This window comes from Pseudideonella sakaiensis (genome assembly GCF_048320135.1).
In the GTDB taxonomy this organism is placed as follows: domain Bacteria; phylum Pseudomonadota; class Gammaproteobacteria; order Burkholderiales; family Burkholderiaceae_C; genus Ideonella_A; species Ideonella_A sakaiensis_A.
Map to the genome: position 1 here is coordinate 807,288 of NZ_CP182947.1, position 15,317 is coordinate 822,604.

At 65.3% G+C, this 15,317-nt stretch carries 13 protein-coding genes; 6 read left to right on the top strand and 7 right to left on the bottom strand.

Features of this window, described 5'->3' with window-relative positions; genetic code table 11:
• Window positions 1–6: 6 nt before the first annotated feature.
• The 3 genes from ACNH6H_RS03575 to ACNH6H_RS03585 all read right to left on the bottom strand — a co-directional run bounded on the left by ACNH6H_RS03575 (window position 7) and on the right by ACNH6H_RS03585 (window position 4,115).
• Window positions 7–1,077: an ABC transporter permease gene (locus ACNH6H_RS03575; RefSeq protein WP_418315688.1), complete on the bottom strand. Its 1,071-nt coding sequence runs from the start codon at window positions 1,075–1,077 to the stop codon at window positions 7–9.
• 22 nt (window positions 1,078–1,099) lie between these two features.
• The gene (locus tag ACNH6H_RS03580; RefSeq protein WP_418315690.1) at window positions 1,100–2,134 is read right to left on the bottom strand and encodes a microcin C ABC transporter permease YejB; all 1,035 of its coding nucleotides are present in this window, start codon (window positions 2,132–2,134) and stop codon (window positions 1,100–1,102) included.
• Between the two features lie 103 nt (window positions 2,135–2,237).
• Window positions 2,238–4,115, bottom strand: coding sequence for an extracellular solute-binding protein (locus tag ACNH6H_RS03585; protein WP_418315693.1), 1,878 nt, complete (start codon window positions 4,113–4,115; stop codon window positions 2,238–2,240).
• A 311-nt stretch (window positions 4,116–4,426) separates the two neighbouring features.
• Between ACNH6H_RS03585 and ACNH6H_RS03590 the strand changes: the two genes are divergently transcribed.
• Genes ACNH6H_RS03590 through ACNH6H_RS03605 form a run of 4 tightly spaced genes read left to right on the top strand, consistent with a single transcriptional unit; the run spans window position 4,427 to window position 6,964 of the window.
• Complete coding sequence (locus ACNH6H_RS03590) at window positions 4,427–5,008, top strand: hemerythrin domain-containing protein (protein ID WP_418315695.1); 582 nt, start codon at window positions 4,427–4,429, stop codon at window positions 5,006–5,008.
• Window positions 5,005–6,231: a patatin-like phospholipase family protein gene (locus tag ACNH6H_RS03595; protein ID WP_418315697.1), complete on the top strand. Its 1,227-nt coding sequence runs from the start codon at window positions 5,005–5,007 to the stop codon at window positions 6,229–6,231. The genes ACNH6H_RS03590 and ACNH6H_RS03595 overlap by 4 nt, the downstream gene beginning before the upstream one ends.
• Entirely contained in the window at window positions 6,165–6,542 is a 378-nt protein-coding gene (locus ACNH6H_RS03600) for an Hsp20/alpha crystallin family protein (protein WP_418315699.1), read from the top strand. The genes ACNH6H_RS03595 and ACNH6H_RS03600 overlap by 67 nt, the downstream gene beginning before the upstream one ends.
• Window positions 6,543–6,559: 17 nt before the next feature.
• Window positions 6,560–6,964: an Hsp20/alpha crystallin family protein gene (locus ACNH6H_RS03605; RefSeq protein WP_418315701.1), complete on the top strand. Its 405-nt coding sequence runs from the start codon at window positions 6,560–6,562 to the stop codon at window positions 6,962–6,964.
• A gap of 97 nt (window positions 6,965–7,061) precedes the next feature.
• On the opposite strand, the gene ACNH6H_RS03610 is transcribed toward ACNH6H_RS03605, so the two are convergent.
• Entirely contained in the window at window positions 7,062–7,862 is an 801-nt protein-coding gene (locus ACNH6H_RS03610) for an SDR family NAD(P)-dependent oxidoreductase (protein WP_418315703.1), read from the bottom strand.
• 286 nt (window positions 7,863–8,148) lie between these two features.
• Between ACNH6H_RS03610 and ACNH6H_RS03615 the strand changes: the two genes are divergently transcribed.
• Together ACNH6H_RS03615 and ACNH6H_RS03620 are read left to right on the top strand one after the other, a co-directional pair.
• Window positions 8,149–9,321, top strand: coding sequence for a TAXI family TRAP transporter solute-binding subunit (locus tag ACNH6H_RS03615; RefSeq protein WP_418315705.1), 1,173 nt, complete (start codon window positions 8,149–8,151; stop codon window positions 9,319–9,321).
• A 124-nt stretch (window positions 9,322–9,445) separates the two neighbouring features.
• Window positions 9,446–11,440, top strand: coding sequence for a TRAP transporter permease (locus ACNH6H_RS03620; RefSeq protein ID WP_418315706.1), 1,995 nt, complete (start codon window positions 9,446–9,448; stop codon window positions 11,438–11,440).
• A 110-nt stretch (window positions 11,441–11,550) separates the two neighbouring features.
• Here ACNH6H_RS03620 and ACNH6H_RS03625 read toward each other — a convergent pair whose 3' ends face one another.
• From ACNH6H_RS03625 to ACNH6H_RS03635, 3 genes are all read right to left on the bottom strand, one after another.
• Entirely contained in the window at window positions 11,551–12,756 is a 1,206-nt protein-coding gene (locus ACNH6H_RS03625; RefSeq protein ID WP_418315708.1) for a CaiB/BaiF CoA transferase family protein, read from the bottom strand.
• 5 nt (window positions 12,757–12,761) lie between these two features.
• Window positions 12,762–13,547 (bottom strand): enoyl-CoA hydratase-related protein, encoded by a 786-nt coding sequence (locus tag ACNH6H_RS03630; RefSeq protein WP_418315710.1) that lies wholly within the window; start codon window positions 13,545–13,547, stop codon window positions 12,762–12,764.
• A gap of 103 nt (window positions 13,548–13,650) precedes the next feature.
• Entirely contained in the window at window positions 13,651–14,934 is a 1,284-nt protein-coding gene (locus ACNH6H_RS03635) for a TRAP transporter large permease (RefSeq protein ID WP_418315712.1), read from the bottom strand.
• Window positions 14,935–15,317: the final 383 nt, after the last annotated feature.

A 15,317-nucleotide genomic window follows, 5' to 3' on the forward strand; every position in this document is an offset into this window, starting at 1 on the left:
GGTCCATCATGACTTGCGGGTGTCAAAGGCATCACGCAATGCATCGCCAATGAAGGTCAGCAGCAGCATCGTGACGACCAGCAGCACGAAGGTCGGGAAGATGATCCACCAGGCATCGAGGTTGTCCTTGCCGAGCTTCAGCAGCTCACCGAGCGACGGGACCGTGCTCGGCACGCCGAGGCCGAGAAAATCGAGCGAGGTCAGCGCGAGGATCGCTGCGCTCATCCGGAACGGCAGGAAGGTGATCACCGGCGTCATCGAGTTCGGCAGCACGTGGCGCCAGATGATCTGCAGGTTGGACAGGCCGAGTGCCCGCCCTGCCTTGACATATTCGAGGCCGCGGTTGCGCAGGAATTCGGCGCGCACGTAGTCGGACAGTCCCATCCAGCCCCACAGGCTCAGCAGCACCAGCAGCAGCAACAGCGACGGCTCGAAGATCGACGCAAAGATGATCAGCAGCAGCAGTTCCGGCACCGAGCCCCAGATCTCGATGAAGCGCTGCAGCAACAGGTCGACCTTGCCGCCGAAATAACCCTGCAGCGCACCGGCCGCGATGCCGATCATCGTGCCGGTCACCGTCAGCGCGAGCGCAAACCAGATGCTGACGCGAAAGCCGTAGAGCAACCGGGCCAGCATGTCGCGCCCTTTCGGATCGGTGCCAAGCCAGTTCGACGCGCTCGGTGGTGACGGCGGCAGCGACGGGTCGAAATAGTCGACCGAATTCGCCGAATGCGGATTCAGCGTGATGAAGGCCCAGTTGTCCGGCTTTGCGATCAGCTCGGTGATGAACGGGTCCTTCCAGTCGGTCGGCGTCGTGTAGTCGCCGCCGAGTTCCGTCTCGGCCGGGTTGCTGAACATCGGCGCATACCACTGGCCATTGATGTGTGCGACGATCGGCCGGTCGTTGCTGATCAGTTCTGCGCCGGTCGCGACAACCAGCATCACGATGAAGACCCACAGCGAGACGAAGCCGATGCGGTTGCGCTTGAAGCGCGCCCAGGCGCGCTGGTTCGGCGACATCGGAATCGTCGCCGGCGGCGCCGCAACGGCGACCGGCGGATCGAGAACTGCACTCATCGGAGATGGCCTTGTTGGGTCGTCATTTGGCGACGCTGCCGAACTGCACGCGCGGGTCGACGACCATGTACAACAGATCGGACACCAGCTTGACGACCAGCGCGATCAGCGTGAACAGGTACAACGAGCCGAGCACGACCGGGTAGTCGCGGCGGATCACGCTTTCGAATGCCAGCAGGCCGAGGCCATCGAGCGAGAACAGCGTCTCGATCAGCACCGAGCCGGCAAAGAATGCGCCGATGAATGCGGCCGGAAAACCGGTCACCAGCGGGATCAGCGCATTGCGGAAGATGTGCTTGTAGAGCACGCGCTGCTGGCTCAGGCCCTTTGCACGGGCGACCAGCACATACTGCTTGCGGATCTCCTCGACGAAGGTGTTTTTCGTCAGCATCGTCACCACCGCGAAGCTGCCGATCACCAGGCAGATCAGCGGCAGCGTCAGGTGCCAGAAATAGTCGGCGATCTTCGCCGGCCACGACAGCTCGTCCCAGTTGTCGCTGGTCAGCCCGCGCAGCGGAAACCAGTCGAGGAAGGTGCCGCCGGCAAACAGCACGATCAGCAGCACGCCGAGCACGAAGCCCGGAATCGCATAACCGAGCAGCACGAAAAACGTCGTCACGACATCGAAGCGGCTGCCCTCGCGAACCGCCTTCGCGACGCCGAGCGGGATCGAGATCAGGTAGCTGATCAGAAAGGTCCACAGCCCGAGCGAGATCGAGACCGGCAGCTTCTCCTTGATCAGCTGCCAGACCTCCTTGTTCTGCAGAAAACTCTTGCCAAGGTCGAACTGCGCGAAGTTGACCAGCATCTCGAAATAGCGCACGTGGGCCGGCTTGTCGAAGCCGTACATCTTCATCAGCTGCTCGCGCTGCTGCTTGTCGAGGTCGCGCCCGGCCTTGTAGCCGCTGGTCTCGCCGCCGACGCCGGCACTGGCCTCGGCCATGATCTGCTCGATCGGCCCGCCCGGCACGAACTGCATCACGATGAAGGTGATCGTCAGCGCGCCGAGCAGCGTCGGGATCATCAGCGCAATGCGCTTCAGGATGTAGCTCAGCATGGCTTGATGATGGTCATTCGAAGGATTGAGCCGCGAGCAGCAGCTGCTGAGGTTCCAGTCCGGGACGGCTGAGCGGGTGCACCGAAGGCGCTCCGGGGGCGGGTCATTTCATCCACCATGCCCACAGCGGCCATGGCGCCCATTCGACAAAACCGGTGATCAGCGTATCGGCGCGGAAATACGGCGGCATCACGTCCGGCTTGCCGAACTTGTTCCAGTGCGAAAAGTTTTCCTTCGCCGAATACAGGTCGGGCACCTGCCAGAAGCTCCACATCACGATGCGGTCGAGCGCCCGCGCGGCATCGCGCAACTGGTCCATCGTCTCGGCACGCGCGATCGCGTCGATCACCGCATCGGCGGCACGGCTCTTCACACCGCGGTAGTTGCTGTTGCCTTCCTCATCGGCCGACTTGCTGCCGTACCAGGCCGCAAGTTCCTGCGCACTCGGCAACGTGAACGGGCCCTCGACGATCGTCACCATGTCGAAGTCGTACTGATTCAGCCGGCGCCGGTACAGCGCGAAATCGACGACGCGGTCCTTCAGCAGCACGCCGATCTTCGCGAGGTTGCGGATCCAGTCGTCGAGCCCGCCGTCGCGCGGCGTCATGTATTCGATCTCGAGCTGCTGGCCGGCGGCATTGCGCAGCTTGCCGTCGGCGTCGGGTTTCCAGCCGGCCTCGATCAGCAGCGATCGCGCATGCAGCAGGTTGCGGCGCAGCCCGTTCGGATCGCCGTCGGTTCGTGGCGCCTCGAATGCCGGGCCGAACACCCGCGGCGGCAGTTCGGAGCGGAACGGCTCGAGCAGTTTCAGTTCGCCCGGGCTTGGCAGCCCGACCGCGCCGAATTCCGAGTTGTTGAACAGGTTGTTGACGCGGGTGAACGACTTCGCCTTGTTGATCGTCTCGAAATCGTAGGTATAGCCGAGCGCCTCGCGGACCCGGATGTCCTTGAACTTATCGCGCCGCAGGTTCAGCTGGTAGCTCTGCATCTGCTGGCCGAAACCGGTCAGCAGCGAGGCCTTGACGATGCGCCCGTCGTCCCATTTCGGGCCCTTGTGCAGCCGCACCCAGGATCGTGCGCCGTATTCCTTGAACAGGTCGAACTCGCCGGCCTTGAAGGCTTCGCGCGCGACCGGCTGGTCCTGGTACATCCGGTAGACGACGCGGTCAAAATTGAAATGTCCGCGGCGCGCCGGCAGGTCCTTCGCCCAGTAGTCCGGATCCAGCCTGAATTCGATCCGCCGCGGCATGTCGACCTTGTCGATCAGGTAGGGGCCGGCGGTGATCGGGTATTCGGTGACGACCTGGTCGAAGGATTTGCCGTCGCCCCACTTGCGGCTGAAGACCGGCATCGTCGCGGCGACGAAGACCTGGTCGCGCGCCTTGTTGCGAAATTCGAAGCGCACCGTCTGCCGGTCGACGACGATCACCCGGGCAATGCCGGCGACCAGCGTCTGGTACGACGGCGCGGCGTGCTTGCCGGCCAGCATCTCCCAGCTGTGGCGCACATCGTCGGCCAGCACCGGATCGCCGTTGTTGAATCGGGCCCGCGGGTTGATGCGGAAGCTGACCGACGAAAAATCGTCGGCGACCAGCATCGCCTCGGCAATCAGGCCGTAGACCGTCATCGGCTCGTCCTGAGACAGGTGGCACAGGCCGTCGACCATCCAGATCAGCACGCCGGCCGGCGCATTGCCACGCGTCGTCCACGGGTTGTATTTGTCGAAGCTGCTGCGCCGGTCCGGGTTGCGCAGCCGCAGCGTGCCGCCTTTCGGCGCCGCCGGATTCACATAGTCGAAGTGGGTGAATTCCGGGCCGTATTTCGGCGGGCCGTAGGCGGCAAATGCATGCACCCAGCGGCCGGTGAAATCGACGCCGTCATTGGCCGCGAATGCGACATCGAGCGCGCCGGCGAGCGGCGTGCCGGCGAGCAACGCCGCCAGCCGGCGCCGCGCGAGGTTGACCTCGTCAGCCGGCTTCAACGCGGCATCCCGGAGCCGGCGGCACGATCGGCGGCAATCGGCAACAACGCCGCCGCCGCGATCCGGCACGGCAGGACACGGCGGCAGCAAACGGGACAGGAAACAAGCATCAACAGCAACCTCGTCGAAAGATCCACCTGCGCGGCCGGAAAGCGTCGCAGGGGCGCCCAAACCGCAAGCAGCGATTGTGCCTGCGCCCGGGGCGTCCCTAGGCGGGGGAAAATGCTGACGTGATGCTCCCGTTGCCGGGAGCGCCGGTTGCAGTGGACGCTACATTCAGGTGATGCGTCCAACCACACGTATTCGACGCCATGACGACTGATTTTCCCGGCCATGCGGCCGCACCCGCCGGTTTCGAGGTGCCGCTGGAAATGCTTGCCGCCTGCCATCTGCGGATCGAGCGCCAATACGACACGCTGCTGCGGCTGGCCCCCCATCTGCGCGAACACGGCAGCGACCAGCAGGCGCGCGACGCCGCTGCGGCGGTGCTGCGTTATTTCGACAGCGCGGCGGCACACCACCACGAGGACGAGGAAAACGACCTGTTCCCCGCTTTGCTCGAGGCGATGGCGGGCTCGGATGCGGTCTGCATCCGCGAGATGATCGGTGCACTGCTCGCCGAACACCGGGTGCTCGAAGGCCGCTGGCAGCGGCTGCGTCCGCAGCTGCTGCGCATCGCCGAAGGTGCTGCGGGCCTGCTCGACGATGCGGAAATCGCCGCCTTTGCCGATGGTTACCGCAGCCACATCGAACGCGAGGAGAACGAACTGCTGCCGATGGCCGGCCGGCTGCTCGATGCGGCCCAGCTCGAGCGAATCGGCCGCTCGATGCGGCTGCGGCGCGGCATCGACGATGCGGCGGTCCAGGGCGGCAATGCAGAGGTGGCGAAATGAGTGCGGCCGACAAGCAGAAACAGCGCACCGTCTCGCTGGTGCTGGGCAGCGGCGGCGCGCGCGGCCTGGCCCACATCGGCGTGATCCGCTGGCTGGAGGAAAACGGCTACCAGATCCGCTCGATCGCCGGCTCGTCGATGGGCGCGCTGGTCGGCGGCATCTATGCCGCCGGCAAGCTCGAGGTCTATGCCGAGTGGGTCACTGCGCTCGAGCGCATGCATGTGCTGCGGCTGCTCGATCCGAGCATCACCGGCGGCGGGCTGTTCAAGGGCGAGCGGATCATCGCGGTGCTGCGCGAGCTGATCGGCGACCGCCAGATCGACGAGTTGTCGATGTCGTATACCGCGGTCGCCACCGACCTGCATTCGGGCAAGGAGATCTGGCTGCGCGAAGGCAGGCTGTTCGATGCAATCCGGGCGTCGATCGCGACGCCGCTGGTTTTCACGCCGGTCACCCGCGACGGGCTGACGCTGCTCGATGGCGCCCTGGTGAATCCGCTGCCGATTGCGCCGACGCTGAACGACCGCACCGACCTCACCGTCGCGGTGACGCTGAGCGGCCCGCGCAGCGCACGCGCGGCCGCGCCGCCGGAGCAGATCGTTGCGCCGCCCGCCACCGAACCGGCCACGCCCGAGGCCAACGGCAGTGCCAACTACTACCGCCAGCGGGTGCGCGCCTTTTTCGACAGCCTGCAGCTGACCCGGCAGCCGAGCCCGGCGTCGCACGGCATGTTCGACATCGCGTTTGCATCGATGGAGATGATGGAGGACACGATCGCCCGGCTGAAGCTCGCCGCCTATGCACCCGACGTCACCGTCGAGGTGCCGCGCGATGCCTGCGCCTTCCACGAGTTCTGGCGCGCGAAGGAACTGATCGCGCTCGGCCACGAACGCGCCGCCGAGGCATTTTTCGAACAGGAGGAAGTGAGCGCGCCGGCGGCCGCAGCACTGCGCCGCCAGAGTCTCTTCGGGGCGCAATGCCGCCCGCTTGCGCGCGGCCGGAAGGCCCCTCTTGAAACGGTTCTGGGCGACCCTAGATTCGATTCACAGGGTGACGGCCCGCATGGTCGGAGCCCTTTCGAACTGAAGGAGGACAAGCCATGTACCGTATGTTTCCAAGTGACCTGTTCGCCGAGATGGATCGCCTGCAGCGCGAGATGCAGCAGTCCTTCGACACCGTCTCGCCGAGCATCCGCGGCTTCGGCCGCAGCTTCCCGGCGCTGAACGTCGGCCATACGCCGACCTCGGTCGAGATCTATGCCTTTGCCCCCGGCGTCGACCCGTCGAAGGTCGAAGTCAACCTCGATCGCGGCATCCTGACGATCGAAGGCGAACGCGCCGCGGTCAACGGCGAGAAGAACGGCAAATCGACGCTGCACATCCAGGAGCGCTTCAACGGGCGTTTCCGGCGCGTCATCAGCCTGCCCGACGACGTCGATCCCGACGGCGTCAGTGCGAACTACAAGGATGGCGTGCTGACCGTCAGCGTCAAGCGGCGCGAATCGGCCCAGCCGCGGCGCATCCAGGTGCAATGAGACAAAGGAGAGAGACGATGAGCAACGAAGTCACCAATCGCCAGGACGACAAGCAGATGGCGACGACCAAGGGCAAGTCGAACCGCGAGGAAGCGGCGCTGTTGCCGCAGGTCGACGTGATCGAGGATTCGACCGGCATCACGCTGTATGCCGACCTGCCCGGCGTGGCCAAGGACAAGCTCGACATCCGCGTCGAAGGCGAAACGCTGATGATCGACGCTGAGCTGTCGCTGCAATTGCCGGCCGAGATGGAGGCCAGCCATGCCGAAGTGCAGCGCAAGGCCTACCGCCGTGCCTTCACGCTGAGCCGTGAACTCGATCCGGAGAAAGTATCGGCCGAGTTCAGCCACGGCGTGCTGCGGCTGACGATACCGAAAGCCGCTCACGCGCAGCCGCGCCGGATCAATATCCAGTCCGCCTGATGTCCCACCCCCGGAGCGCCTGCGGCGCTCCCCCTCGAGGGGGCGCCGCCAGCGGCCCGGCAAAGCCGGTTCCGCGGCGGCCGCTTGATCACTTCGCTTATTGCTGATCCGGCTGAGCCTGCCGGCGCAGCGTCGGCAGGCCGACCCCGGCAGCGTCGAAGCCGCCGTCGACCGCCAGCACCTGGCCGTTGACGAACGATGCGGCCGGGCTGCACAGGAAACCGACCGCCTCGGCCATCTCCTCGGTCGTGCCGTAGCGGTTCAGCGGGATCGCGTCGTAGTAGTCGGAGCGGATCGCGACGCTGTGCACGAGTTTGGCCATCTCGGTCTCGACCGGCCCCGGTGCGATCGCATTGACGCGGATCCCTTCGTTGCCGAGTTCGACCGCCTGCTGCTTCGTCAATGCGATCAGCGCCGCCTTGCTGGTACCGTAGGCAATGCGCAGCGTGCTCGCGCGCAGGCCGGAGATCGATGCGACGTTGACAACGCTGCCGCCGTTCTCGTTGCGGCGCATCAGCTTCGCGCAGGCCTGCGTGCACAGGAAGGCGCCGTCGAGGTTGGTCGCCATCACGTTGCGGAATTCGTCGTAGCTGACCTCCGCAATCGGCTTGAAGACCGCGACGCCGGCATTGTTGACCAGCGCGTCGATGCGGCCGAATACATCGGCAACCTGCTCGATCGCCGCGTCGACCTGAGCCGGATCGCGGACATCGCAGACGATCGGCAGCACGCGCTGCGGATCGACGAGTTCGGAACCGGTTTTCGCCAGCGTCTGCGCATCAATGTCGAGCAGCACGATGCGGTGGCCATGGGCCAGAAACCAGCGGCCGATGGCCAGCCCGATGCCGCGCGCGCCGCCGGTGACGACAGCCACCGGCATGTCCAGAATGTTTGCCATGAAGTCCTCGGGGTTTTTGTGATGCCTGATTGGGACCGGGTTACCGTGCCACGGTGGTTACCGCGGCCAGAGCCACGCCGCCGCCATTGTGCATGTGGCAAATTCGCTGCGCCGATCGGTCCGAGGCCGCTTGGTTCCCTGAGGGATGCCCTAGCTGACAAGACCGAATAATGGTGTGACCATGGAGACTTGTCCGCTGCCGGCCCCGCAGGACGTTCTGCCGGGCCGTCTTTGGTTGCCGGCGCGCCCGGTTGAAGTTGCTTGACTCGACAACAAGGATATAGAGATGAAACTGCATTTGAAGATCGCAAACCTCGCGGTCGGCCTGCTCGTCGCCTCGGCAGGCGGCCTGGCCAGCGCACAGACCAGCCCGCCGGCCGGCCTGCCGTCGACGCTGGCGTGGAGCGCCTATGACGTCGGCTCCGGCGGCTACAACCAGGCGGTTGCGATCGGCAATGCGCTGAAGCAGAAATACGGCGTCAACCTGCGCGTGCTGCCAGGCAAGAACGATGTCTCGCGCACGCTGCCGGCACGCGAAGGCCAGGTGCAGTTTTCCGCCAACGGCGTCGGTGGCAGTTATCTGGCGCAGGAAGGCGTGTTCGAATTCGGCGTCAAGGGCTGGGGCCCGCAGCCGATCCGCGGCCTGCTGCTGAACAACTCCGACCAGGTGCTGACCGTCGTCGCCGCGAAGGATTCGGGCATCAAGACCGCCGCCGACCTGAAAGGCAAGCGGGTCGCCTGGGTGATCGGCGCGCCGTCGCTGAACCAGAACATCACCGCGATCCTGGCATTCGCCAACCTGACCTGGGACGACGTCAAGAAGGTCGAGTTCGGCGGCTTCGGCGCGGCAATGGACGGCGTGATCAACGGCCAGGCCGATGCGGCGTTCTCGTCATCGATCTCCGGCAAGGCCTACCAACTCGCGAAATCCCCGCGTGGCCTCGTCTACCCGGTGATCTCGCACAAGGACAAGGCCGGTTGGGCGCGGATGAACGCCACCGCGCCGTTCTTCTTCCCGTTCATGGGCGCCGAAGGCGCCGAGCTCGATCAAAACAACAAGGTCGAATCGGCTTCGTATCCGTACCCGATCCTGATGACCTACGAAAAGCAGGACGCGAATACCGTCTATGCGATGACGAAGGCGATGGTCGATTCCTTCGCCGACTACAAGGACGCGGCTCCGGGCAATGCCGGCTGGGCGCTCGATCGGCAGAATTTTTCCTGGGTGATCCCGTACCACGAAGGCGCGATCCGCTACTTCAAGGAGCGCGGCCTGTGGAAGCCCGAGCACCAGGCGCACAACGACAAGTTGATCGCGCGCCAGAAGGTGCTGGCCGATGCATGGAAGGCCGTCAGCGCCGCCAACCATCCTGACGACAAGTTCGAGCAGGCCTGGATGACCGCCCGCGCCGATGCGCTGAAAAAGGCCGGCCTCGACCCCGTCGTGACAACCTGGTAAGCACCAGGCCCCGCCGAAGATCCGATCCCACCGACGGTGCGGATCGGATTTTTTCTTGGCGCGGCCGTCGATGGAATCCATCGACGGCCCGTGAGTTAGAAGAACAACAACAGGACAACACGCCGTGACGACAAGCCCAGCAGCCGCTCCCGCAACACCTGCTCCGCCGGAGCAACGCCACCGCACTCTGTCGAGCGGCTGGCGCACCGCGATCGTGATCACCGGCGTCGCTGCGATCGTGCTGGCGCTGAACAAGATCCTGAATCTCGGTTTTTTCGTCGACTACACGCTGCTCGACAACGCCTACCTGTATTACCTCGCCGCATTGCTGGTCGGCCCGGTCTTCCTGTTCCTGCCGGCCCATTCGAAAGCAAGCACCGATGCCGTGCCGTGGTACGACGCGTTGTGCTACCTGCTGTCGATCGCGGTGTTCTGCTATTTCGCATTCAATGCGCACCGCATCCTGTCGGAGGCCTGGGAGTTTCTCGCGCCGACACTGGCGGTCTGGGTGGCCGGCGTCGGCTGGCTGCTGCTGCTCGAGGCTACCCGGCGTGCCGGTGGCACCGCAGTCTTCGTCGTCGTCGCGCTGATCTCGCTGTACCCGATTTTTGCCGGCCAGATGCCAGGCCCGATCTCCGGCCTGCCGCAGCCCTTCCACACCACCGCTGCCTACCACTTCACCAGCAGTGAAAGCGTGCTCGGCATTCCGATGCGCGCCTTCGGCGAACTGGTGATCGGCTTCGTGATGTTCGGCGCGGTGCTGCAATACACCGGCGCGGCTCAATTCTTCAACAACCTCGCGTTTGCGCTGTTCGGCCAGGTGCGCGGCGGCCCGGCCAAGGTCTCGATCTTCGCCAGCGGACTGATGGGTTCGGTGTCCGGCAGCGTCGTCTCGAACGTGCTGACCACCGGCGTCGTGACGATTCCGGCGATGAAGCGCACTGGCTTCCAGCCCGCCTATGCCGGCGGCGTCGAGGCCTGCGCATCGACCGGCGGCGTGCTGATGCCGCCGATCATGGGCGCCACCGCCTTCGTGATGGCGGCCTTTCTCGGCATTCCGTATGCCACCGTCGTGCTGGCGGCAATCGTGCCGTCGCTGCTGTTCTATTTCGGCCTGTTCGTGCAGATCGACGGTTATGCGGCAAAGCGCGGCCTGAAAGGCCTGCCGCGCATCGAACTGCCATCGATCAAGGCGACGATCCTCGAGGGCTGGCAATACATCTTCGTCTTCGTGCTGCTGGTCTGGATGCTGCTGGTGCTGCAGCAGGAAGCGATCGCACCGTTCTACGCCACCGCGCTGCTGCTGATCATCAACCAGGTCTGGCCGCGGCATCGGCTCAGCGCGAAGCGGATGTTCGAGTTGCTCGAAGGCGTCACGAAGTCGCTCGCCGAACTGGCTGCACTGCTCGCCGGCGTCGGCTTGATCATCGGCTCGCTGTCGGTCACCGGACTGGCTGGCACGCTCGCCAACGACCTGGTCTATCTGGCCGGCAACAACATCTACGTGTTGCTGGTGATGGGTGCGATCACCAGCTTCATCTTCGGCATGGGGATGACGATCACCGCCTGCTACATCTTCCTCGCGATCGTGCTGGCGCCGCCGCTGGTTGCTGCCGGTTTCGATCCGGTGGCGGTCCACCTGTTCATGATGTACTGGGGCATGGTGTCGTTCATCACGCCGCCGGTTGCACTGGCCTCGTTCGTCGCCGCCGGCATTGCCGGCGCCGCGCCGATCAAGGTCGGCCTGCAGTCGATGCGCCTGGGCAGCACGATGTATTTCGTGCCGTTCTTCTTCGTGCTGAATCCGGCGCTGATCATGCGCGGCGAGCCGATCGACATCGTGGTGGTCGTGATCACCGCGTTTGTCGGCATCCAGCTGATCGCGTCGGCCTTCGAGAGCTACCTGGTCGGCTTCGGCCGGCTCGGCGATGGCGCCGCTGGCTGGGTTTCGCGGCTGCTGCTGTTTGCTGCCGGCATGTCGCTGGCGCTGCCGGGCGGCGGTGACATGGGCGTCAGCCACGTGCAACTGCTGATGCTGGCGGCGGTGCTGGCGGGCGCATCGCTGTTGCTCGCGAAGATGACCCGCGGACCGCAGAAGCAGCCGGGCGCCGCAGCCTGAGCCACCGGCGCGGACCGCGTCTCGCGGCCGCGCCCGGCTTTGCCCGGTGGTTTCAACGTCTTGCCGAGGTGCCGGCAGTGAACTGCCGCCGAAGCCCTCGGCTGTGCCGATCAGGCGATCGCCCCGGCCTCGCGCAAGGCATCGATCTCGGCCGCGCCAAAACCGTGTTCGCGCAGCACCTCGCGCGTATGCTGGCCGAAGGTCGGCGCCGGCCGGCGGATGTTGCCCGGCGTCGCGCTGAACTTGACCGGCACGCCGAGCGCCTTCGTCGGCCCGGCCACCGGATGGTCGAGATCGACGACCATCTCGCGCGCCAGCGTTTGCGGGTCGCTGGCCATCTCGCCGATCGACTGGATCGGCCCGGCCGGTATCCCCGCGGCATCGAGCTTCGCGAGCCAGTCGGCAGTCGAGTGCCGGCGCAACTGCTCGCCGAGCATGCGCGCCAGCTCGTCACGATTCGCCATCCGCGCGCTGTTGTCGACGAAGCGCGGGTCGGCGACCAGCTCCGGCACGCCGACAACCTTTGCAATACGCTCCCAGTTCGACTGGTTCGCGCCACCGATATTGATCCAGCCGTCGCTGGTCGGGAATGCCTGGTAAGGCGCGGCCAGCACGTGGGCCGAGCCGCCCGGGCCCGGCGACACGCCGGTCGCAAAGAAGATTGCCGCCTGCCATGCGGTCTGGTGAATGCCGGCCTCCATCAGCGAGGTATCGACGAACTGGCCCTGCCCGGTCTTCAGCCGGTGCACATAAGCCGAGACGATGCCGAGCGCCGCGAGCATCCCGGCATTCAGATCGGTGACCGGGCTGCCAACCTTGACCGGCGGGCCACCGGGCTCGCCGGTGATGCTCATCAGGCCGCTGACACCCTGGGCGATCAGGTCGAAGCCGCCCTTGTCGGCGGCCGGGCCGCTGCGGCCGTAGCCGGAGATCGAGCAATAGATCAGCGCCGGATTCAGCAAATGCAGATCGTCGTAGCCGACGCCGAGCCGGTCGAGCGCGCCACGGCGGTAGTTTTCGGTCAGCACATCGGCGCTGGCGGCCAGCCGCTTCAGCACCTGCCGCCCGCCTTCGGTCTTCAGGTCGATCGCGATCGAGCGCTTGTTGCGGTTCATCATCATGAACGCGGCCGACTCGCCGTTGACCTGCGGCTCGGCATAACGCCGCGTATCGTCGCCGCCGGGCATCTTCTCGACCTTGATGACATCGGCGCCGAGGTCGGCGAGCAAGGCGCCACAGCTCGGGCCGGCCATGATCTGGGCCAGTTCGAGCACCTTCAGTCCGGCCAGCGGGCCGGTTGCGCTGCGGGCATTCATCGTCATCACCTGCCGACGAATTCCGGCGTCTGCTTGGCCAGGAATGCCTGGTAGCCGATCCGGAAATCCTCGGTGTCGTAACAGGCAAATCCCTCTTCGCGCTGCGATTGCGTCAACGGCACGCCGGATTCGATTTCGCGCAGAAACTGCTTGTGCCAGCGCGCAACCAGCGGCGCCCCGGCGGCGATCCGCGCGGCCGCGGCATAGGCCTCACGCTCGACATCGGCATCGGCAACGACCCGGTTGACGAGGCGTTTTTGCAATGCCTCGGCCGCTCCGAAGACCCGTCCTTCAAGCAGCATCTCGAGCGCGGTCGCGCGGCCGGCGAGCTGCACCAGCGCCGCCAGTTCGGCGTGCGCCATCACCAGCCCGAGCTTGTTGATCGGCACGCCGAAGCGGCTCGATTCGCCGCAGATGCGCATGTCGCACAACGCGGCGATCTCGAGCCCGCCGCCGACGCAGATGCCCTCGATCAGCGCCAGCGTCGGATGCCGGCAATCGGCAATCGCGCCGAGCGAGCCATGCAGGATCGCGCCATAGTCCCTGCCCTGCGCCGAATTGGAACGTTCGGTCTCGAATTCGGAGATGTCGTTGCCCGGCGCAAAGGCCTTGCCGCCGGCACCGCGGATCACGACGCAGCGCACGCTGTCGTCGGCCGACAGTTCGCGCATCGTGTTGCCGAGCTGTTGCCACATCGGCTTGGTCAGCGCATTCAGCTTGTCCGGCCGGTTCAGCACGACGGTGGCGATGGCCGGGTTGTCTTCGGCCCTGTGAACCAGAATTTCTTTCATGTCAGTGCAATTCTTGTGGGAGGGGCTTCAGCCCCGATTTGATCGCGTGGCAGCAGCCCGAAGCGGGGCTGAAGCCCCTCCCACTGATTCCGGCTCGCCACCATCACTTGTAGAAAAGATCAACCAGGAACATCGGTATCGCCGGCACGTAGGTCACCATCAGCAGCGTCGCGACCAGCACGCCGATGAACGGCAGATTCACCTGCGTGACCTTCCACATGTCGGCCTTCGCGATCGAACACGAGGCCATCAGCACGCTCGCGACCGGCGGGGTCTGCTGGCCGATGCCGAGGTTCAGCGTGACGATCAGCCCGAAATGCACCGGATCGATGCCGACCGTCTTGACCAGCGGCATCACGATCGGAACCACCAGGATGATCGCCGCGGCCGAATGCAGGAACAGGCCGATCACGAGGAAAAATACATTCAGGATCGCCAGCACCGCGATCTTGTCGCTGGTGATGCCGGACAGCCAGGCGGCCAGCTGCTGCGGGATCTGCTGCTCGGTCAGATAAACGCCAAGCAGTGCCGATGCTGCCACCAGCAGCATCACGGTGGCGGTCTGCGTCGCGCCGTCGATCATCGACGCATAGAGGTGCTTCAGGTCGAGCTCGCGGTAGATCACGCCGCCGATGAACAGCGCCGCCAGCACCGCCAGCGCAGCGCCTTCGGTCGCGGTGACGACGCCGCCGAAGATGCCGCCGAGAATGATCAGCGGCAGCATGAACGCCCAGGCCGCATCCTTGAAGGTGCGCCGGACCTTGGCCCACTCGAAGACTTCCTCGACCGGATAGTTGCGCTTCTTCGCATACCAGTACGACAGGCCCATCATCGCGCCGCCGCACAACACCCCCGGCACGATGCCGGCGACAAACAGCTGCACCACCGACGCATCGGCCATCACCGCATACAGGATCATCGGGATCGACGGCGGGATGATCACCGCCAGCGTCGCCGACGACGAGGTGATCGCCGCGGCAAACTCCTTCGGATAACCCTTCTTCTTCATCGCCGGGATCAATATCGACCCCATCGCGGCAACGTCGGCGACCGCCGAGCCGGAGATCTCGGCAAAGAACATCGAGGTCGCGATGTTGATCATCGCCAACCCGCCCTTGACGAAGCCGAACAACGCCGACGCAAAGGCGATCAGCCGCCGCGACAGGCTGCTCGAATTCATGATCGCGCCAGCCAGGATGAACAGCGGAATCGCCAGCAGCGGAAAACTCGTCGCACCGGTGAACATCACGATCGCCGCATTCAGCAGCGACTCCATGCCCCCCGAATAAACCATCGCGCCCATCGCGACGATGCCGAGCGACACCGCGATCGGCACATTCAACAGGATCAGCCCCACCAGGCCGACGAACATCGTTCCGACGATCATTTCACAGGCTCCAGCAGGTGAGCGGGTTCGTGCAGGCGGCCGACGGACGGCCGCGCCTTGCATTGTTTTGTGGGAGGGGCTTCAGCCCCGATTCGGGCTGGTGCATGTTGTGCAAGTTGCGTGAGGACGAGGCCGTCGGGCAGCCGTCTGGCTGCGTGTCCCCCGCCGCCCGGCCTGACGGCCGGGCGTCTCCTCCTTTACCTCCGCCAGACGGCCGCCCAACGCCCTCGCCCAGCACCACCAAGGTCTTCGCCGCAGGGTACCGCCTGCTGCGCAGTGACGCTGGTGAACTTCGTCGAAGTCCTCGACGCTGCCGCAAAGGCGTGGGCGGGTGGCTGCTGGCGCGCATATGCGCAGCCGAGAAGGCGAGCACGGACACAAGG

Coding starts and splice junctions, on each gene's coding strand:
- ACNH6H_RS03590 (WP_418315695.1), top strand. CDS start 4,427: ATGACGACTGATTTTCCCGGCCATGCGGCCGCACCCGCCGGTTTCGAG.
- ACNH6H_RS03580 (WP_418315690.1), bottom strand. CDS start 2,134: ATGCTGAGCTACATCCTGAAGCGCATTGCGCTGATGATCCCGACGCTG.
- ACNH6H_RS03610 (WP_418315703.1), bottom strand. CDS start 7,862: ATGGCAAACATTCTGGACATGCCGGTGGCTGTCGTCACCGGCGGCGCG.
- ACNH6H_RS03630 (WP_418315710.1), bottom strand. CDS start 13,547: ATGAAAGAAATTCTGGTTCACAGGGCCGAAGACAACCCGGCCATCGCC.
- ACNH6H_RS03615 (WP_418315705.1), top strand. CDS start 8,149: ATGAAACTGCATTTGAAGATCGCAAACCTCGCGGTCGGCCTGCTCGTC.
- ACNH6H_RS03635 (WP_418315712.1), bottom strand. CDS start 14,934: ATGATCGTCGGAACGATGTTCGTCGGCCTGGTGGGGCTGATCCTGTTG.
- ACNH6H_RS03600 (WP_418315699.1), top strand. CDS start 6,165: ATGCAGCAGTCCTTCGACACCGTCTCGCCGAGCATCCGCGGCTTCGGC.
- ACNH6H_RS03625 (WP_418315708.1), bottom strand. CDS start 12,756: ATGAATGCCCGCAGCGCAACCGGCCCGCTGGCCGGACTGAAGGTGCTC.
- ACNH6H_RS03605 (WP_418315701.1), top strand. CDS start 6,560: ATGAGCAACGAAGTCACCAATCGCCAGGACGACAAGCAGATGGCGACG.
- ACNH6H_RS03575 (WP_418315688.1), bottom strand. CDS start 1,077: ATGAGTGCAGTTCTCGATCCGCCGGTCGCCGTTGCGGCGCCGCCGGCG.
- ACNH6H_RS03595 (WP_418315697.1), top strand. CDS start 5,005: ATGAGTGCGGCCGACAAGCAGAAACAGCGCACCGTCTCGCTGGTGCTG.